This is a genomic window from Halosimplex aquaticum (assembly GCF_028747785.1).
In the GTDB taxonomy this organism is placed as follows: domain Archaea; phylum Halobacteriota; class Halobacteria; order Halobacteriales; family Haloarculaceae; genus Halosimplex; species Halosimplex aquaticum.
The window spans coordinates 293,191-311,467 of sequence record NZ_CP118158.1; the positions used below are offsets into that span (position 1 = coordinate 293,191).

Annotated in this window: 16 protein-coding genes and 1 pseudogene; 12 read left to right on the forward strand and 5 right to left on the reverse strand. The window is 60.1% G+C overall.

Annotated elements, in window-relative coordinates; translation table 11 throughout:
• Positions 1 to 362 precede the first annotated feature (362 nt).
• Together PSC72_RS01480 and PSC72_RS01485 are read right to left on the reverse strand one after the other, a co-directional pair.
• A complete protein-coding gene (locus tag PSC72_RS01480) occupies positions 363 to 1,178 on the reverse strand; it encodes a DNA-binding protein (RefSeq protein WP_382261017.1) in 816 nt (271 codons plus the stop codon).
• 790 nt (positions 1,179 to 1,968) lie between these two features.
• Positions 1,969 to 2,193 (reverse strand): hypothetical protein, encoded by a 225-nt coding sequence (locus tag PSC72_RS01485; RefSeq protein WP_274324126.1) that lies wholly within the window; start codon positions 2,191 to 2,193, stop codon positions 1,969 to 1,971.
• 762 nt (positions 2,194 to 2,955) lie between these two features.
• On the opposite strand from PSC72_RS01485, the gene PSC72_RS01490 reads away from it, so the two are divergent.
• Positions 2,956 to 4,143: a hypothetical protein gene (locus PSC72_RS01490; protein ID WP_274324127.1), complete on the forward strand. Its 1,188-nt coding sequence runs from the start codon at positions 2,956 to 2,958 to the stop codon at positions 4,141 to 4,143.
• Positions 4,144 to 4,239: 96 nt separating this feature from the next.
• On the opposite strand, the gene PSC72_RS01495 is transcribed toward PSC72_RS01490, so the two are convergent.
• Complete coding sequence (locus PSC72_RS01495; protein WP_274324128.1) at positions 4,240 to 5,070, reverse strand: lamin tail domain-containing protein; 831 nt, start codon at positions 5,068 to 5,070, stop codon at positions 4,240 to 4,242.
• Positions 5,071 to 5,361: 291 nt separating this feature from the next.
• Here PSC72_RS01495 and PSC72_RS01500 point away from each other — a divergent pair, with 291 nt between their 5' ends.
• The 4 genes from PSC72_RS01500 (at position 5,362) to xseB (ending at position 7,798) form a co-directional block, all read left to right on the forward strand.
• A complete protein-coding gene (locus PSC72_RS01500; RefSeq protein WP_274324129.1) occupies positions 5,362 to 5,652 on the forward strand; it encodes a UPF0175 family protein in 291 nt (96 codons plus the stop codon).
• A complete protein-coding gene (locus PSC72_RS01505; RefSeq protein ID WP_274324130.1) occupies positions 5,653 to 6,165 on the forward strand; it encodes a DUF3368 domain-containing protein in 513 nt (170 codons plus the stop codon).
• A gap of 272 nt (positions 6,166 to 6,437) precedes the next feature.
• Positions 6,438 to 7,601: an exodeoxyribonuclease VII large subunit gene (gene xseA, locus PSC72_RS01510; RefSeq protein WP_274324131.1), complete on the forward strand. Its 1,164-nt coding sequence runs from the start codon at positions 6,438 to 6,440 to the stop codon at positions 7,599 to 7,601.
• Positions 7,598 to 7,798, forward strand: a complete 201-nt coding sequence (xseB, locus tag PSC72_RS01515) for an exodeoxyribonuclease VII small subunit (RefSeq protein WP_274324132.1) — start codon at positions 7,598 to 7,600, stop codon at positions 7,796 to 7,798. The genes xseA and xseB overlap by 4 nt, the downstream gene beginning before the upstream one ends.
• A 404-nt stretch (positions 7,799 to 8,202) precedes the next feature.
• Here the strand turns inward: xseB and PSC72_RS25700 are convergent, their stop codons facing one another.
• Positions 8,203 to 8,520: a winged helix-turn-helix domain-containing protein gene (locus PSC72_RS25700; protein ID WP_456071272.1), complete on the reverse strand. Its 318-nt coding sequence runs from the start codon at positions 8,518 to 8,520 to the stop codon at positions 8,203 to 8,205.
• A gap of 220 nt (positions 8,521 to 8,740) precedes the next feature.
• On the opposite strand from PSC72_RS25700, the gene PSC72_RS01520 reads away from it, so the two are divergent.
• The 5 genes and pseudogenes from PSC72_RS01520 (at position 8,741) to PSC72_RS01535 (ending at position 13,907) form a co-directional block, all read left to right on the forward strand.
• Positions 8,741 to 9,220 (forward strand): Lrp/AsnC family transcriptional regulator, encoded by a 480-nt coding sequence (locus PSC72_RS01520; protein ID WP_274324133.1) that lies wholly within the window; start codon positions 8,741 to 8,743, stop codon positions 9,218 to 9,220.
• Positions 9,221 to 9,329: 109 nt separating this feature from the next.
• Positions 9,330 to 9,533 carry a HalOD1 output domain-containing protein gene (locus PSC72_RS25555; RefSeq protein WP_407653018.1) on the forward strand — a complete coding sequence of 68 codons (204 nt, stop codon included), beginning with the start codon at positions 9,330 to 9,332 and terminating at the stop codon, positions 9,531 to 9,533.
• Positions 9,534 to 10,171: 638 nt separating this feature from the next.
• Positions 10,172 to 11,169, forward strand: a pseudogene (locus tag PSC72_RS01525) (transposase).
• Between the two features lie 156 nt (positions 11,170 to 11,325).
• A complete protein-coding gene (locus PSC72_RS01530) occupies positions 11,326 to 13,221 on the forward strand; it encodes an ABC transporter ATP-binding protein (RefSeq protein ID WP_274324134.1) in 1,896 nt (631 codons plus the stop codon).
• Positions 13,222 to 13,658: 437 nt separating this feature from the next.
• Positions 13,659 to 13,907 carry a hypothetical protein gene (locus PSC72_RS01535; protein ID WP_274324135.1) on the forward strand — a complete coding sequence of 83 codons (249 nt, stop codon included), beginning with the start codon at positions 13,659 to 13,661 and terminating at the stop codon, positions 13,905 to 13,907.
• Here PSC72_RS01535 and PSC72_RS01540 read toward each other — a convergent pair.
• Positions 13,904 to 15,139, reverse strand: coding sequence for an MFS transporter (locus PSC72_RS01540; protein ID WP_274324136.1), 1,236 nt, complete (start codon positions 15,137 to 15,139; stop codon positions 13,904 to 13,906). The two genes, PSC72_RS01535 and PSC72_RS01540, sit on opposite strands and share 4 nt — an antisense overlap.
• 484 nt (positions 15,140 to 15,623) lie before the next feature.
• Between PSC72_RS01540 and PSC72_RS01545 the strand changes: the two genes are divergently transcribed.
• Positions 15,624 to 16,214 (forward strand): hypothetical protein, encoded by a 591-nt coding sequence (locus tag PSC72_RS01545; protein ID WP_274324137.1) that lies wholly within the window; start codon positions 15,624 to 15,626, stop codon positions 16,212 to 16,214.
• A 151-nt stretch (positions 16,215 to 16,365) separates the two neighbouring features.
• Positions 16,366 to 18,225: a hybrid sensor histidine kinase/response regulator gene (locus tag PSC72_RS01550; protein ID WP_274324138.1), complete on the forward strand. Its 1,860-nt coding sequence runs from the start codon at positions 16,366 to 16,368 to the stop codon at positions 18,223 to 18,225.
• Positions 18,226 to 18,277: the final 52 nt, after the last annotated feature.

Here is an 18,277-nt window from a genome sequence, read left to right on the forward strand (position 1 = left end):
TTCTGGATTTGAGTTTACGATCATGGTGTTCGGTGTTGTAACTGCGAATGGACCTGCAGGTGACCGAAGGTGCTCCTGGCTCACCTAGTCGGAATCCCCGGTTGGTGACCGTCCCACCCGGAGAACGGAAAGTGACTCTCGATTTGCTTTCATGCAGTCATCTCGGGCGCTCGCGCCCGCACCCCTCGTGGGCGCAATAAACGCACACGCGTCGCAAATCGATCTCATCGGTTCCGCAGAGAGAGCGGAACGTATCAGATGAGGTCGTGGCTGCGCGCGCAGCGTAGCGAGCACGGAGCGGTGGGTGGGGAGGCGGGGCCGGGCTGGTCCGGCCCAGAAGAAAAAGAGGGAGCGTCAGCCCGCTATTCGGTCCACCACCGGCCGCGATCCGGGAACTCGATGCGAGACCAGCCTGTCACAGCCACCGAGACGCGTCCTTCGTACCAGTTCTTCTCGACCTGGTGCAACTGGACGTGATCGCCTTCCTGGACAATCTTCGGGTCTGACCGCACCCAGCTGGTGAACTTCGTTCGTCCGGAGTCGTCCTCGATGAGACCGACCTGACACACGGCCGGGCTCGCAGCATCCCACAGTTGGGTCACTGTCCCCTCGATGGTCACCGTCGAGCGTGGCACGTCTTCGAGGATGTCGATGGGAACCGGGACACCCGGCGAGGCGTGCAACTCCTCTTTGACCAGCAACGCCGCGTTCAGCATGTCCACGCCTTCAGCGACCTTCTTGGCGAGCCGATACGCCGCCCCCGCCCTGGAGCGTCCGTCTAGGTCTTCAGCTATCTGCGCCGCGCGATTATTCACTTCAGCGAGTTGCTCCTGACTCAACTTCGCCCGCGGGTCTTCGGGGGGTTCTCCCTGGGCGTATCGCGTCTGCGCAGTCACCACGTCACGCGTCCGCTGTTCACGGTCCGAGGACTGTCGCCGGTCCCACCGCTGCCGGGTGCGTCGAATCTCGGCTTCCCGAGCCTGAAAGCGCTCCTCGCCTTCGAGGGTCATGCCTTCTGGTCGGGCCTCGGGGTGGTTCGTATCGACCTTCCCTTGGATCTCCTGGTCGACCGACCGCCGCAGCTCCGGTTGTTCGTCGACCACCGCTTCGTCGTCGGTGTCGTATTCAAGATGCGTTTCGACCGAAACTTCATTACTGAATCGAGTTCTACTGTTCATTGGTATCACCAAGTACCACTGAAGGCGCTCACGCGCCCGCTACCGCGATGTCCCAAGCATCGCGGTTTTCCGACGACCACGACCGACAGACTCGTCTGCGCGTCTCGCTCGCGCCTTCGCGAGCGCCCCACGGGCGCGAGCGAGACGCGCTGTCGGGGCGGCGACAAACGAGCCACGCGCGGTGACCCGCCCGGAGCGAGCGGCCAGCAGAGTATGCCCGCTCGTGTCCGGCCCGGACTGCGGGTCCGTGTCCAGCGCGACTGTCGCCGAGCACGCGCGCCGCGCAGAGGCGCGCGACAGCGCAGGCGGCACCAAGCGCTGGAACGCGAAAGCCCGTGAGGGGCGCAACCGACGGGGATACCCGCTGGCGCCGAGACCAGATTCACTTTAGCCCGGAACGGGCGCGGGCAGTGCGGAGAGCGCCCGCACGCCCGGAATGGTCGGTCGCGAGCGAAGCGAGGCGCGACCGCAGGGAGCGCCTCGATGCGAACGGCGAACGCAGTGAGCCGTGAGCAAGCGCAGGGCGGCACGCACCGCGCGTGGCGAACCGATGCGATGAACCCAACACTCCACCACCACTGCAACCGATCAGCCAACAGCGTCGCAGACAGCCAGCCCACGGGTAGGACTGAAACGGGCGCGGCAGTCGCCGACGGCGGGCGACATAATCACGGAGCGTAGCGAGCCCTCGAGGCGACTGTCGCGGGGCTTAAAGCCGCCTTCAGCGGTCTCGCATCGTGGGACACGAAGTCACTCACTGAGTCGCGTCAGTCGAACACCTGATTGGCCGTCAGTAGAACGCCGGGTCGGCCGCGGGCGGCAGGAACTGTTCGGTGTCGAAGTACTGCCGTTCGAGCCGTCGTTCGCAGTAGATTCTGACGGCCTCGTCCTGGTCTTCGTCGTGAGCGCGAGCCATCGCCCGGAGCTCGGCGATCCGAACCCGCTCGCGGGCTGACGGGCGCAGGGCGGTCACCAACTGTGCGACTGTCTGTTCGCTGAGTGGCTGTGGCTCCATCGTGGCGCACCACCGCCGCGGCGCCGCGGCGGCAGTGCTGTCTCGGCCGCGGCGCCGCGGCGGAACGCCACGAAACCATCCAGCACCGCGCGCCGACCCGCCCGGAGCGAGCGGCCAGCGCATTCCCCGTTCGCCGCGACGCAACCGTGTCCGTCGCGGTCGGCGAAGCCGAGGTCCGCAGGACCCGAACGGGTGAAGCGCTGGCGCGAGGGCACATCCATTTTAGCCCGGAACGGGCGCGGGCGGTGCGGAGAGCGCCCGCACGCCCGGAATGGTCGGTCGCGAGCGAAGCGAGGCGCGACCGCAGGGAGCGCCTCGACGCGAATGGCGAACGCAGTGAGCCGTGAGCAAGCGACGGGCGGCACGCGGCGAGCGGTGCGGGCCGTTCCAAACCACCGACCAACCGACGACGAAAACTACGGACTCTACCACCACCCTGGCGGACTGAAAGGGCGAGGGGGGCTCGCGTTCAGTTCAGTCGTCTGCGCGGGCTACTATCCGCGCGAGTGCGGTATCGGTGGCCGAGCGCGGATATCCCGCGTGGTTCGAGAGAGCGAAGCTCTCTCGTTATCCCGAAAATCTCCGATTTTCGGAGACAGCGACCGCGAGCGTGCCGAGGGCTTTCAACATTCGAGGCCGCCCACGGTCACCTTCGGTCGACGGGCGACAACTGTATCGGGGCGAGAGTGTCAAATTCGAGGACAGATATTTATCGGATGTAGACGTACTTAGCGAGCAGATCGTCTGCATCCAGAAGCAACCGTGTTCAACACGAAACTAACCAGAACACACCTGATAGCGATCGCCGTCGCGACGATGATCGTCCTCGCGGGGTGTTCGAATACGACGACAGTTGAACGTACTGACCATCAACCAGTAACTTCCCAGCCGGAGACATCGACTCCAACCCCCACAACCCAGCAACCAGCGATCGAACGAGTCGGCGACAGTCCAGCGCAAGGACTCAATCTGTCCCAGTACAGTGACCAGCTCGGCCCCGGATCGGCCGGGCTCAACCGGACCGAGCAGCAACGAGTCCAAGCGTTCATCACCGGATTCTACGACAGCGTCGACAACGAATCTGACCGCCGACAGACGATACTCAACAGTTCCGAACGAGTCTGCCGATTCGACGCAAACTACACGTCGAAGCTCAAGCCGTCGATGCTAAAAGAAGGCGGAACGACCACGAAACACGCCGTCCGCCGGGCGCACTTCGCCGCTCAGATCGTCCACGAATTCGACGGCGAGGCACCGGTCAAGATTTTCGGTGACACTCGAGCCGTCACAGGCGATGTTACCAAATATGCTCCGCTCATCGGCAGCTACAATCGGATGGTAGACACGGCATGTGCTGCCGCTCAGCAACGGACGAACGCGACTATCGCCGAGTACAAGGTCGCGACGCTCATGTTCGGGGTGGACGCGATGCTCGTTTCGACCGGAGCGTTCTACAAACCGGCATTCGCCGGGACGCGATTCGTCACGAACAAGGCCAGCCAGCTCGGACTCTACCGGCTACGATATGTCTGCGGAAACCGGTGCTGGGCACTGGGGATGAGCGAGGTTCACGTCGGACTCCGCAGCGGGATGCTGACGACGACCTCGAGCGTACTCAGAAGAAGTGCCGAGATGGGGATCAATCTAACACGGAACGACGTAGAAGCGGTAGCCGCAGCGCAGAATCTCAGCACGAACCGGTTACTAGCGAATTCGAACGTAACGTTACAGAATGGGACGGTCCAATCAGTTTCGGAAGACGTCATACAGTGCGGGACGAAGGCAGTGAATGCGACCCAGCAGACCGACACCGCCGAGAGTGGTAGTAGCGACGATGGTGGACTGTTAGGCGGTGACGGTATCGATACCGGAGACGTTGTGAATGGGACGAAGGATGCGGTGAATCAGACGAGAAAGTTCGTCGACGAGTGTCGAGACGACACCGGGTGACACCGCTGTCGACGCCTTCCAAATGTAGCGGCTACACGTGACGCATGGAGCGTCAGGATCGCGCCAGTTGTTTCCAGAGATAGAACCGCCACGCCGCTAGTATGACAGTTGGTCGACAGTCGTTCCACTCGCCGTCTGGACCGTCGCCGTGTCACCGCCGTCGTTCCAGATCTCGTGCCCGTAGCCCATGTAGCGGTCGTCGGCGTCGTCCGAGCCGCTGCCGGTGTGGACGTACACCGAATCGCCGGCCCCGAGCGTGAACCCGTCGTCGAAGATGTGCGTGTGACCGGCCGCGTCGCTGAGCGTGTATCCCGATAGGTCGATCGAACTACTACCGGTGTTGGTGATCTTCACCCGCTCATCATTGAGCGAATCTGCTTCGGCGTTCACCCAGTCGATGGTGAGCGCACTCGCGTCGCCCCCGGACGAGCCGTCGTCACCGGAGCCGTCGTCGTTCGGCGTCCGACAGTCCCAGACGTTCCGCTCGGCAGACTGCGCCGCCGATTCCGCGCTGTAGAACGAGTCACTCTTAGAGAAGGTACTGTCGTACACGCGGGCGTGGCCCCGCTCTACGAGACCGTAATTGAAGTTCGACCCGTCGACCTGGACGTACGCGAGCAGGCGGCCGTAGTCACCGCGTCGGTCTGCCTGGCTGTCGAACTGCAGGGTGACCGTCTGCCCAGCGAGCCGATCGGTCGCGTACGCACTCGCATTCTCGCCCGCGGCTTGCAGGCACTCCCGGCCCGCCTGCGTGTCCGGGACGCCCTCGAATTCACCGGGCGAGACCGATCCATACGTCTCCGGCGTGTCGACGCCCAGTAGTCGAACGGTATCGGTCGACCCGTTCTGATATTCGATGTCGACTGTATCACCGTCGACGACGTTCGTCACCGTCACCGTCGTCGAATCGCTGATCGATTGCGTCACACCGGCTGTCGGGCTCGTGAGTGCCCCGACCGATCCCGTCGTTGCGGTTGCGACGAGCGCTACGACCATGACCGCTGTCAAGAGTTTCGTTCGAACCACACTCATTCACCCGGTGGCAATCGTCATCAAATTATGTAATACCTATAGGTGATCATATATACATATACAGTTCGTTACCCGATGGTCCAGACATCCGGTGAGATTGGATTCAGAGCGCGCTCGTGCCCAGTTTCTACGAGCCCAGAGCGAAGTGCCCGAAAGACTGTTTGCATTGCATGCAAAGCATACACCATGGGGACGATCTCGGCACGGGTGCCCGACGAATTAGAGGCAGAACTGGAAGCCTATCTCGACGAGGAGAACCTTGACCGAAGTACGGCCGTCCGGAAACTGCTCACCGAAGGCCTCGACGAGTGGCGCCGCGAACGAGCACTCGATCAACTTGAGGCCGGTCACATCACGATCAGTGCTGCGGCCGAGCAGGCGGGGCTGTCCGTCTGGGAGTTCACCCAACTCGCCAAAGAGCGTGACATTACGTGGGTCGATAGCGACCACCTCGACGGCGACCTCGACGCGCTATAGATGTGGGTTTTCGACGCGACGCCCCTCATCTACCTCGCGAAGGTCGACGCACTCGACCTCGCCGACCAACATGAGGAGCGCTGTCTGGTTCCAGCACCCGTATACGAGGAGGTCGTCGAAGCCGGTGTCGAAGCGGGATATCCGGATGCACGCCGCATCGAGGCGGCCATCGACGCCGATACCTTCGACGTCGTCTCCGTCGATGAAACGCCACTTCGGAGCCGGCTGGAGGGGAATCCAAACCTCAGCGACGCCGATAGCGCGGTTCTAGCCTGTGCTGCACGCCGAGGCGGGATTGCCGTCATGGACGAAACTGCAGGCCGAACCGCCGCGTCTGTCGAGGAGATACCAACGCGAGGGACAGTATATCTCGTCCTGTCGCTCGTTCGGCACGGCGTGATCACCGCCGACGAGGCGCGAGACGTGATCGACGCGATGGTCGAGGAAGGGTGGTACTGCTCGACAGACATGTACGCAAAGATTTGCTCGAAACTCGATTCCCTAGCCGACTGACGACGTCCGCGATCGCAGCACTCACGATCGAAAACCGAGGAAATATTTCAGCGGGTGGGACTGGAAGTGGTGCAGCAGTCATCGACGCCGACAACGATGAGTCGAACGAAGGGAGGCGTATGTCGGGAGAGTATGCCCTCCCGGAACGAATACTCCTTGGAGGACAGCGAGTCGCGGGACTGCACTGCTCGGGGGCTTTCACCCTGTTTGCCGCATGCTCCGTTCCTGTTTGAACCCAGTCCTTATATCGAAGACCGACACACCAGAGACGCATGGAAACCGAGCCAGGGCCCGAAACCGATCTCGCGACCCTGGCCACGGAACTCGAGACGGAGAACATCACCTTCGTCGACGACCTCAACGACGAGATCGCCGATCTCGTCGAGACGAGCGACCACCTCGACTACGACTACATCTGCGGCGACGTCTCGGACTACGGCGTCTCCGCAAACGGCCACGGTCACTTCGACTTGGTTCACGACGAGGCCACCATCCATTGCGTCGTCTTCGCGTCACGACTCGACCGCGTCGGAGCCGATATCGAGGACGGCACGCAAGCCGCCGTGAAGGGCGACATCTCCTACTACGAGAGCGAAGGGCAAGTTTCGCTCTTCGTCCGGCAGGTCGTCCCCGTGGGCGATGGCATCTACCAACAAGTCTACGAACAGAACAAACGGGCGCTCGAACAGGACGGTCTGCTCGACGACGCGACCAAACAATCGCTCCCCGAGTTTCCGACGCGGATCGGCATCGCCACGAGCGCCGACAGCGACGCCCGCGAGGACGCTGTGACGAGCATCCACGACCGCCATCCCGACGTCGACGTCGTCGTCCACGACACGACCGTCCAGGGAGACGACGCCCTGATGTCGCTGATGAACGCCGTCAGCGCTCTGGACGACGACCCGCAGGTCGACGTGATCGTCGTCACGCGCGGTGGCGGCGCAGATAAGCATCTGCGCGTGTTCAACGAGACGCCGCTCTGTCGGGTCGTCCACCGAACGACCACGCCGACCGTCAGCGCCATCGGCCACGAGAAGGACCGCACGCTCGTCGACGAGGTGGCCGACCAGCACGTGATGACGCCGACGGAAGTCGGCCAGATCGCCCCGCGGAAAGACAATCTGCAGAGCGACCTCGAAGAACTATCCGCGGAACTCGACCAAGCCTACGCGCGGGCGGTGCAGGACCGCCTCGACGACCTACGAACCCAGTTGGACAGCGCCTACGATCGGCACGTCACCGACGAACTCGCCGACCTGTCCAGCCGGCTCGACCACGCCTACGAGACGCTCGAACAGCAGAAAGAACACGAGCAGGAGAAAGCCGCCGCCGTCGAGTCGTACCAGCACACGACGACGCGCCAACGAGCGCTCATCGCCATCCTGCTCGCCCTGTTCCTGCTCACCCTCGCGCTGCTCCTGCTCAACCTATGACCGACGACACACCTACCCAGAAAGACGAGTCGATCGCAGCGAAGACCGACCGCCTCGAAACGATCATCGCCCAACTCGAAGACGGAGAAGTGTCGCTCGAACGTGCCCAAGAGTTACACGCCGAAGGCAGGTCACTGCTCGAAGAGCTCGAAGACAAACTCGATATCAACGAAGGCGAAGTCTTCGACCATGCATGACTCTTCGACCGCGAGATCCGAAACAGAGAGCGCGAATGAATGCGATTTTCGAGCGTTCGGGATTCACGGAATCTAACGGGTAGCACTAGCAGAAATTCTACGTCGCATACACTCTGGATATTCCCTCGACTTCACGGTTGTATATCCCGATTCCTTCGACATCTCGGTACGATATGAGGGTGTTCGCTCGGTGTCCTTCGAGTTTATGCATTGGATAGCGAGTCCCTACGCGATCTTCATTTCCGTCAAGCGACTTGGAACCGTCTTCGCCCTGAAATTACCTCGATGGTAGTGTCATAGACCGAGATCAGCACTTCTCTAGGGGTCACGAAACATTTAACGAAGAATACCGTCCACCTCTCGTCCAAGATCACCGCTACAGGAGCGCCACAGGCGAGGAATTGTTACTCGGTTTCGACTGTCTCAAGGATAGTTTCGGTAAGGGGGCTACCGAGATATCGAACAGTGCTACTACGGGAATCGTATTCGACGAGATCGGCGTCAGCTAGTTTGGGTAGGTGTTGATGGTGGAGGCGTGCGACAAACCATTCCAGATCTTCGTCAGGGTCCTGTGATTGCAGTTGGCGGGCAAGCTCCTCATATGATGCAACCCCGTCTGTCTCCTCGAATAGATAGCGAAGGATCTCCCGCCGCGTACCGTCAGCTAATGCGGCTAGCGTCGCAGTGACGGATCCATCCGGTCCATCAGTAGAGATACGAATCCCCCACTGTCATACGATCCCCAGACAGTTATCCATCACGGTTCTACACTGTAGTTTACTGACAGCGATATGAATTCCGCAGATCCCAGCGAGTTTCGCCGCCTCAGACAGACATAGTTTTGCTAAATCAGCAATTGGGTTAGATATATTACGGAAATCATAGTATTTGGCCAGCGTATTTGCGAAAAGCCAATATGGGGTTAGCCCTATCAGCTATCAGATGGACTTGGATGAGGTGGACAAGGGCATATTATACCTCTTGCAGCGCGATGCCCGAGAAATTACGACGCAGGAAATGGCAGACCAGGTCGGGGTGTCAGCGAGTACTGTCCGCAATCGCATCAAGCAGATGGAAGAGTACGGCATTATCCGTGGATACTATCCCGACATCGATTACGACAAGGCGGGGCTCCAGCTCTACGTTGAGATTATCTGTTCCGCCCCAAATCCACAGCGGGAGCAACTTGCAGGTCAGGCTCGCGATATCGGTGGGATCATCTCGATACGTGAAGTCCTTAACGGAGAAGATAATATGCAGATCGACGCAGTCGGCACCGACTCCGACGACGTTGCCCGGATCACGGACGAACTGAGTGAACTCGGGGTACGAGTCGTCAATACGAAGATTATCAAGAACACGGTCATCCAGCCGTTCAACTATTTCGGCGAACACGTCGTGGAAGGGGATCGAAGTGAATGACTGCCCAGTAGAGGGGTTAGAACCAGTAGAATACGACGACGAGACAAACACATTCCAGGCTGGCTTCGATAGCGCGGAGCTCCCACCGAGCCACGCCGTCGTCAAAGTGGTGAGTGAGGTTTGTGATACGCAGCCGACTGATTTCGAACCGTTATACTCGGCCATCGATCCACAAGCGCTAGATAGGATCTGTACGAGGCACCCGCTTGATTCACAGGAAGGCGATTGTGTTGTGGAATTCACGTACCTCGACTGTCAAATCACGGTCAAGAGTTACGGATATATCGCGGTTCAGCCGCTCGCTGTTGAATAGACCGTTTCTTCTGAATCGATTCGCATTACAGATATCGTATCTCGGGTCAGTTACTAACGGCTTCAGCCGTTGGACTTCCGTGCTGTCTCAGTGTGAAATTAGAGTGGGGAGGAAGTATGGACACGTCAATCCAGGTCGGTCCGAGTAGCCCACATTCCGAAGTCGATCGCCGGGTCGGGGTGCAAGCCTGTTGACGAGAGGAACTATTCCGCATAAATGCTGGTGTTGAGTTCGCAGGATTGAGATCGCCCGTGTCTGGAGCGAGGCCGGTGTGCTTGTGAGAAACAGTAGGTGGGGTGGGTGTGAACGAGAGACGGGTGGATCTCTCGAGGCGAAGTGGATGGCTTCGCACCCGCGTGAGCGGGTAGTGATCCGTTCGCAGTCTTGCGGTAAGGCCCTTCCGATACGACGGGGGTGGTTGTCCTTTCGAGACCAGGTTAGTAGAACCAAACCAGCCTCCGATGACTGCGTAGACCGAGCGATCCGACGTGGCCATCACCCATTGTGTGATCGTGGAGAGAATCGAAGAAGGGTCCGTTCTCTCCGGGTTCGCTGACTATATATCTGTACTACATACCTTCTTGTTACAGAGGGTGTCATAGAAAGCCTCACACACGAGGACGCAGGGTGTTGGAACTGTGTCTACGAGCGCCAGCACCCTGCAAGAAGAGGGTTCTATCGACGAGTTCTTCAATGTCGTGGCTACCGAGACGCTCGCGTTGTTCGAGCATCTTGAGTTCGACTTTTTCAGCGAGTTCGACGTGTTCGCCCCCGCTCGCCGGGGGCGAACACGAGACCACCACCCACCAGAACTCTTCCGAGCGTTCCTCCACTGCTACTACAAGGACATCTACGGCATTCGCCCGGTCACACGAGAACTCCAGAACACGGTCGTCTGGCTCAGCTGTGGCTTCGATCGACCGCCCTCAAGAGACGCGGTCGATCGCTTCCTCACCGACCTCGAACACGTCGTCGACGAAGTCTTCGACCACCTCGTCGAGCAGGCCGCCGCCCGCGGCCTGCTCGACATGACCTACCGAATCGATTCGACGGACGTGCGAGCGATGCCATCCGACCCAGATGCGCGAAGAACTACGACCCAACCGCTGAGGAGTACTATTACGGCTACGGCTGTACGATCGTCTCAACCGGCGCAAAGATCCCGATTGCAGCCGAGTTCACCGAGAGCAAACAAGCCGCAGAAGAGACGGCGATGCGCGTCACCCGTGACGCGCTCGCCGTCGCCCAGCCGATCTGGATGCTCGGTGACAGCGCCTACGACACGCTCGACTGGCACGACCTCCTGCTGACCGCAGGAGTCGTGCCAATCGCCCCGTACAACCCGCGAAACACCGACGATCCGCTCAATATCAAGTACAGAGTCGAAGACCGCATCGAGAAACACAGTGACGAGATTCAGCTCAAACAGTCGATCCTAGACGAGACGTACAACCGCCGGAGTCAGGTCGAGCGAACGAACGATGCGGTCAAGGACTGCGGCCTCGGGACGCTACGCGCCCGAGGCCGCGTCCACGCCCGAGCGCAGGTGTTCCTTGCGCTCTGCGTTCGACTCGTCGTCGCCGTCACCAACTACGAACGAGGTGACAATCCGGGAAGCACCGTCATCACGGTATGAGATGGATTCTATGACACCCTCTGTTACATGCAAGTCCTCCTCTCTCCAGGGCGACCCGAGACGGGCTTTTCTCGACAGTGCTCCCCGCAGCGTCGTACCCCCCAGCAGACTCCGACACTCTGGCCAAACGTAGTAGCGCAGGGGAGCTAATCCTCGATGCCAGACGAGGAAGACGACATCTTCTCGGACGAACGAGAAGACATCGAGAAGCCGATGAGCCGGTTGCTGGGGAAGTACGCCCGCCGGTACCCCAAGCCCGTCTGTATCGCGCTGGCGGCGAACATGGTGTCGCCACTGCTCGGGCTGGCGCCGGCGTGGCTACTCGCGCTGGCTATCGACGGCCTCTTTACAGAGAGCACGCCCTATCGACTCCCGCTCGTCCCCGTCGAGATGCTCCCGGAGACGACGCCGGGGAAGATGCTCCTCACCGTCGGCCTGTTCGTGAGCGTCTATCTGCTCACGACGATTCTCACCTGGCTCGGCAGCTGGGGGTGGGCGGTCTTCGCGGAGAACGTCCAGCACGATCTACGGACTGACGTCTACGACAAGATGCAGGGCCTCGGCATGGAGTTTTACTCCGACAGACAGACGGGCGAACTCATGAGCGTCCTGTCGAGCGACGTCAACCGGCTCGAAGGATTTCTCAATGGCTGGCTCGGCCAACTGCTCAACATCCTGGTGCAGGTGGTCGGCATTAGCGCGATCATGCTCGGGACGAACTGGCAACTCGCGCTCGTGGCGCTCCTGCCGGCGCCGCTGCTGACGCTCGTCAGCTACTTCTTCGTCAAGAAGGTCCGACCGATGTACCGCGAGGCGCGCGGAACCTTCGGCGATCTCGCATCCCGACTGGAGAACAACCTCAGTGGGATCCAGGTCGTGAAGTCGTTCACGAACGAGCCGTTCGAATCCACTCGCGTCGAAGGGGCGTCCCAGAAGCACATGGACGCGCGGTGGGGTGCCCGCCGATGGGGAATCCGCTTCGGCCCGCTTCTCACACTCATCAACGGACTCGGATTCGCGCTCGTGTTCCTGGTGGGTGGCTGGTGGGTACTCTTCGGTCCGCCGCTCGAAATGTTCTCTGGGACGGTCACCGTCGGGACAGTCGTGATGTTCCTGCAGTACACCCGCCAGATTCAGGGACCGATGACCCAGGCTGGCCAGCTTCTCAACAACTTCGAGCGCGTGAAAGCGTCCGCAGAACGCGTGTTCGTCCTCTTCGACTACCCCGTCAGCATTCCGGAAGATCCTGACGCGAACGAACTCACCGACGTCGACGGGACCGTCGAATTCGACGATGTGTCGTTTAGCTACCCCGATGGCGAGGAAGCACTGACCGACGTCTCGTTCACTGTCGACGCCGGCGAGACGGTCGGCCTCGTTGGCCCGACGGGGTCCGGGAAGTCGACACTGATGAAACTGCTGCTCCGGTTCTACGACGTGTCGGAGGGAGAGGTAGCTGTCGACGGGATTGACGTTCGGGATGTCACCTTACGGAGTCTCCGCGCGTCGATCGGCTACGTTTCCCAAGAACCGTTCCTCTTTACCGGGACGATCCGTGAAAACATCGCCTATGGACTCAACGTGACCGACGACGAAATCCAATCGGCGACCGAGCGAGCGAACGCCCACGGGTTCATCACCGATCTCGAAGACGGCTACGACACCGAAGTCGGACAACGTGGCGACCGACTGTCGGGCGGGCAGCGCCAGCGCATCGCGATCGCACGAGTGCTGCTACGGGATCCGGAGATCCTCATCCTCGACGAAGCGACTAGCCACGTCGACAACGAGACCGAGGTCCTGATCCAGCAGTCGTTGAACGAACTGACCGCAGACCGGACGACGTTTAGCATCGCCCACCGCCTCTCGACGGTCCGCGAGGCTGACCGGATTCTCGTCCTCGAGGATGGCGAGATCGTCGAACGAGGACCACACGAGGAATTACTGTCCACGAATGGATTGTACGCAAATCTCTGGCGCGTACAGGTCGGTGAACTCGGGTCGCTCCCCGAGACGTTCCTTGAAGAGGCTGCTGCGCGCGATCGGGCCTGACGGACTCGACCACGACTGTCGTTCGCTCGGTCGCCGTACTCGAATCGGGAACTGGCTGGCTGTGAACGGACGCGTTTCCTACTGACATTCTACCGCTTAACTCGAGATGGCTCGTTTCCCCTTCTCGAGAACTGGACGAGTCTAAACTGTCACGTCGTGCGAGCAGGCATTCGCCGCCGCCGCAAGAAACGTGGCGAGGTCTAGAACGGGACATACCCCCTGAACGAGGCGGAATACAGCGGAATATCGGGCTGTCCCACCGTTCCATTGCTGTTGTTCATCAATGGCTCCATGTTATCTCTCTCCAAGGCGGGTACCGACGTTATCTAGCAACAGTCTCCGTGGTTTCATTGGTGGTGTTTCTTCTGGACTCACAGGCGCTGGAGTCCTCATATCCTCTGTAAAGGCCTTACTGCAGTCATCTGGTGAGAGGTACGATGGTAGAATCCACACAGAGAGGGAGAGAATCTACCGCCAGTGAAATTACGGCGGATAAGATCGACAAACCAATTGGGAAATTAGTTACCTGCTTGCAATGTGATTCAGATGCTCACGCAATTGTGCTGAGGAAGACCGTGATCGTCTCCCAAGACGCAGAGACAGACGGAAAAGTCTGGGTTGATTGCTTTGACTGTGGAAATGGATTTCTCGTCCACAACCAGATGAAATCAGCAGACCCACGTTAGGACCCGACGCTCGGGAGAAACTTGCCGGTCTCTCGTCTGACACCGCCCAAGAGAATCGAGGCCGCGATAAGCGGCATGGCTGCACAACAGAGATAAACTGGCCAAAAGCCAACGATCTCGACGATCGGGAGTGTGACGATGGGGCCGAATCCACCGCCGATATCTCCGAAGACGTTATTTGTCCCCACGGCGCGACCCATCTCGCCATCGGCAACGAGATCACCTAACAGCGCCATCAATGGGCCACTCGTTCCCCCCTGACCGAGACCGATACACAGGCACGCAAGAGCCAACGTCGATATCGAATCCGCGAGTGCGAGCAGAACGAAACCGGCCGACGTAACGCCTAGGAACAGGAGTAAAATAGGGACTCGTGACTGATTTCGATCGCTGACGTACCCTCCGAGATACATCGACAGCCCCGCAGCGACGACGGTGAGGCCCATGAACAGACCCGAGGAGCCCTGGGAATCGAATCCGAAGACGCTGAGTTGGTTCTGATCGAGAAACACGACGAGTGTTGCGAACAGTGCGCCGATATAGACGAACAGTACCGCGAAGTTCACCAGGCCGACCGTGACCGCAGGGAGACTCGTATTGATGTCCCACGGTTTCACCGACTGATTCGCTCCACCTTCGACGTGTGTCTCGGGCACGGTCAGGTATGCGATGGCACTGGCACCGAAAGCAAAGACTGTCGCCACGGTAAACGCAATGACGTTTCCGGAGAATTCGCTCACAAGCCCACCGAGTACCACCCCTGTCGGGAACCCGAAGAGGACGCCGCCTCTGATGAGCCCCATATTCGAACCCCGCGATCCGCCGTCGCTGATGTCATCCGCAATCGTGTACGCAGTTGCGAAGACGAGCGCGCTCCCGACACCCCAGAGGAGCCGAGCACCCATGAACCACGCTTCGGGAAGCGGTGCGATCATCGCGATAACGTAGCCAGACGTGGAGATTCCCTGAATGAACATCCCGACGACGAATGGTTTTCTCGTCCCGAAGCGATCCACGATGCTTCCGGCCGGTGCGTTCGCGAACAGCCGTGAAAACCGATTCGCGCTCAGGATGAGCCCGACGAGAAACGGGGAGATTCCGAGAACAGCCCCGAGGTTCGGTAAGATTGGGAATATCACGCCGCCGCCGAAGCCGATAAAGAACGTACTGACGATAACCGCTCCGAGAACGGGCGGCCGCTCGTCTTCAGCCCCACGGAGGAGAGTCGGCATATTCGAGACGACAGTTCCTGAACCTCTTGAGCATGTTCATGCCGGAGTCAAATCGATCCGGAGTTACCAATGGTCTGTTTCAACGCATTTCAGCCAACGCTGAATTTGTAACTGGATCCTCGGTCGAACCATCACTGAGACCGTTCTCTTGCCAGCTACTGCGGAAGAAGAAAACTGCGACGACGATGACCGCGGTGACGTTTGAGAGAGCGCCTGCGCCGGGCTCAGTTACAGGGCAGCGCGCACTAGAGCTGGAAGAGGAGTTATTTTTCTGGTATTTCTCCCCTTCTTGGGGACAAAGGCACCACCGCCGCGACTGTGGAGCCGATGTGACACCATTGTGATCCATTCCGTCGGGGACACATATTCCACGGCTGTGGCCGGCCTGGCCGCATCGAAGCGCATATTTGTATACGATGCTCTGCCAATCCTCGTCACCTATGTTCGGTATTTGGAATTACCTTTCCATGGACAGAGTGATGCGATGTCACTGACCGAGGTACAACGACCAGCGAATCGACGCGAGCGGTATCGCTTTATGCCGACTGCCGCATCCCCGCCGTTCGCGATCGGGGGAATTCTCGTGTCCCTGTTGCTTCCTGCCGTGGGCTATCTCTCGGGCGATGTCCGGGTCATGTTCACCGTCCACCTGTTCCTCGGTGCGTTCTGGTTCGGGACCGCGGTACTCGGAGCGGTCGTCCTCGGCCCCGTCATGGGGAGCCCTTCCGAAGAAGCGAACGCCGAGGGCTTCGTCCCGAAGATGAACCTACTCATGGAGCCTGTCTCGGTCGGCGTCGTCGGATCTGGGATCGGCCTCGCCGACAAGATGGGCCTATGGGCGTCGGCGACGCCGTCGCTGTGGGCGGCATTCGCTCTCGCCATTGCGCTGCTCGTCCTCGGGTTCGGCCCACTGCATAAGTTCACCGCCGGGATGTTCGATGAGATCGCCGCCGCCGGCACTGACCACGAACGACTCGCCTCCCTGAACAAGAAATACGGGAGGTTGAGCATGGTCGAACACCTCCTCATGATCGCTATCGTCGCCACCATGTCCGGACTGCGCTGGGGCTTCTGAGTGACAATCTCAGTGACGGGTAACATCCGAGATTCCACGGGAACCGCGGTAGCCGGCTGACCACACCTCGTGGAAACTGACCACCGATCACGGATTCACCGTTGATAGCCACACCCCAATCCTTATTCGAGCGTTCGACTGAGCGTATAGAATGGAACCGTCGACATCGATATCGGGTTCGATTCGAGTCCTCCATGTCGACGACGAACCGGATCTCGCGGATCTCGTGGCGACCTATCTCGAACGCAAAGACGAGCGACTCACGGTCGAGACAGCATCGACCGTCGCTGACGCGCTCGCTCGTCTCGACGAAATGGATATCGACTGTGTCATCTCCGATTACGAGATGCCCGGCCAGAATGGACTCGAGTTCCTCGAAGCCGTGCGGACGGATCGACCGGATTTTCCCTTCATTCTGTTCACGGGCAAAGGGAGTGAGGAGATCGCGAGCGATGCGATCTCGGCCGGTGTCACCGATTATCTCCAGAAGGAGAGGGGCATCGAGCAGTACACCATCCTCGCCAACCGCGTCATCAACGCCGTCGAGCGAGCGCGTGCAGAACAGGCCGAGCAACGGCAGCTCCGCGCGATCGAAACCGCCCACGAGGGCATCAGCATCCTCAACGCCGCGGGCGAGTTCATCTACGTCAATGAGGCGTATGCCGATCTCTATGGATACGACCTGGAGGAGATGCTCGGTGCGCACTGGAGCCTCATCTACCCCGACGAAGATACCCAGGCTATTCGGGAGACGATACTGCCGGCCGTGCGAACGAACGGGTTCTGGCGGGGCGAAACGACTGGCCTCCGTGCAGATGGAACCACATTCGTCGAGGACCACCGCCTCGCGACGACCGACCACGGTGAACTCGTCTGTACGGTGCTCGATACGACCGAGCAGCGGAGACAGAAACAGGCGATCGAGGAACTGCACAGTACCGCCCGCGCATTTATTCAGGCCGAGACCGCCGAGGAAGTCGCAGAGATAGCTGTTGCGGCCGTCCGTGATATCCTCGAGATGCCCGCAAACGGGTTCCACCGCTACGACGAAACGGACGACAGACTGGTCCCGGTCACGTGGACCGACCGGACCGAGGAACTCGTCGGTGAGCCACCGGTCTTCGAATCTGGTGAGGGGATCGCTTGGACAGCATTTGCGATGGGCGAACCGCAAGTGCACGACGATATCTCGACCAACGACGACCGATATAACCCGGACACACCGATCCGGAGCCAGTTGGCCCTCCCGCTGGACGGTCGCGGTGTCCACCTAATCGGCTCGCCCGAACCCGCCGCGTTCGACGAGACGGACGTCTCGCTCGCGAAAACCGTCGCTGCGCATGCGACGGCGGCGCTCGAACGCGTCGAACGCGAGCAGGAACTCACTCGACAGAACGACCGGCTCGCGACGTTCACCGATATCGTGAGCCACGACTTGCGAAACCCGCTCACCGTCGCGATCGGCCGTTTAGAACTCGCACAGGACACGTGTGATTGTCCATATCTCGCGGATGTGGACCAGGCACTGACGCGAACGGAGACGTTGCTCGACGACCTCCACGCGTTCGCGCAGGCCGGAACGGCGACACTCGATCTCAAATCCGTCGATCTCACCACCCTCTGTCAGGCTTCCTGGGAACACGTCGAGACAGGTACAGCGACGCTCGTCACCGACACCCAGCAGGTGATCCGTGCCGACGAGAGTCGCCTCCAGGAGCTATTGGAGAATCTCTTCAGTAACGCAGTCGAACACGGAGGCGATGCAGTAACTGTCACCGTCGGCGACCTCAAAGACGGGATCTATATCGCGGATGATGGCCCCGGAATTGCAGATGCGGACAAGGATGCCGTCTTCGACTACGGATATTCGACAAGTCAGGATGGGACCGGATTCGGGCTCTCGATCGTCCGGGAGATCGCCGACGTTCACGGCTGGGAGCTTCGCCTCACTGACAGCGACGCAGGTTGTGCACGCTTCGAGATCTGTAACGTCGAGACAGAGGGGATGTGACTGCGACGACGGTACGCGCCAGTCGCTCAAGATCCATCACGATATGCGGGCC

What these genes read in the sequence shown, in the direction of transcription:
- PSC72_RS01505 (WP_274324130.1), top strand. Translation starts at nt 5,653, where the DNA reads ATGTGGGTTTTCGACGCGACGCCCCTCATCTACCTCGCGAAGGTCGAC.
- PSC72_RS01550 (WP_274324138.1), top strand. Translation starts at nt 16,366, where the DNA reads ATGGAACCGTCGACATCGATATCGGGTTCGATTCGAGTCCTCCATGTC.
- PSC72_RS01535 (WP_274324135.1), top strand. Translation starts at nt 13,659, where the DNA reads ATGGTAGAATCCACACAGAGAGGGAGAGAATCTACCGCCAGTGAAATT.
- PSC72_RS01500 (WP_274324129.1), top strand. Translation starts at nt 5,362, where the DNA reads ATGGGGACGATCTCGGCACGGGTGCCCGACGAATTAGAGGCAGAACTG.
- xseA (WP_274324131.1), top strand. Translation starts at nt 6,438, where the DNA reads ATGGAAACCGAGCCAGGGCCCGAAACCGATCTCGCGACCCTGGCCACG.
- PSC72_RS01485 (WP_274324126.1), bottom strand. Translation starts at nt 2,193, where the DNA reads ATGGAGCCACAGCCACTCAGCGAACAGACAGTCGCACAGTTGGTGACC.
- xseB (WP_274324132.1), top strand. Translation starts at nt 7,598, where the DNA reads ATGACCGACGACACACCTACCCAGAAAGACGAGTCGATCGCAGCGAAG.
- PSC72_RS01520 (WP_274324133.1), top strand. Translation starts at nt 8,741, where the DNA reads ATGGACTTGGATGAGGTGGACAAGGGCATATTATACCTCTTGCAGCGC.
- PSC72_RS01480 (WP_382261017.1), bottom strand. Translation starts at nt 1,178, where the DNA reads ATGAACAGTAGAACTCGATTCAGTAATGAAGTTTCGGTCGAAACGCAT.
- PSC72_RS01530 (WP_274324134.1), top strand. Translation starts at nt 11,326, where the DNA reads ATGCCAGACGAGGAAGACGACATCTTCTCGGACGAACGAGAAGACATC.
- PSC72_RS01545 (WP_274324137.1), top strand. Translation starts at nt 15,624, where the DNA reads ATGTCACTGACCGAGGTACAACGACCAGCGAATCGACGCGAGCGGTAT.
- PSC72_RS01540 (WP_274324136.1), bottom strand. Translation starts at nt 15,139, where the DNA reads ATGCCGACTCTCCTCCGTGGGGCTGAAGACGAGCGGCCGCCCGTTCTC.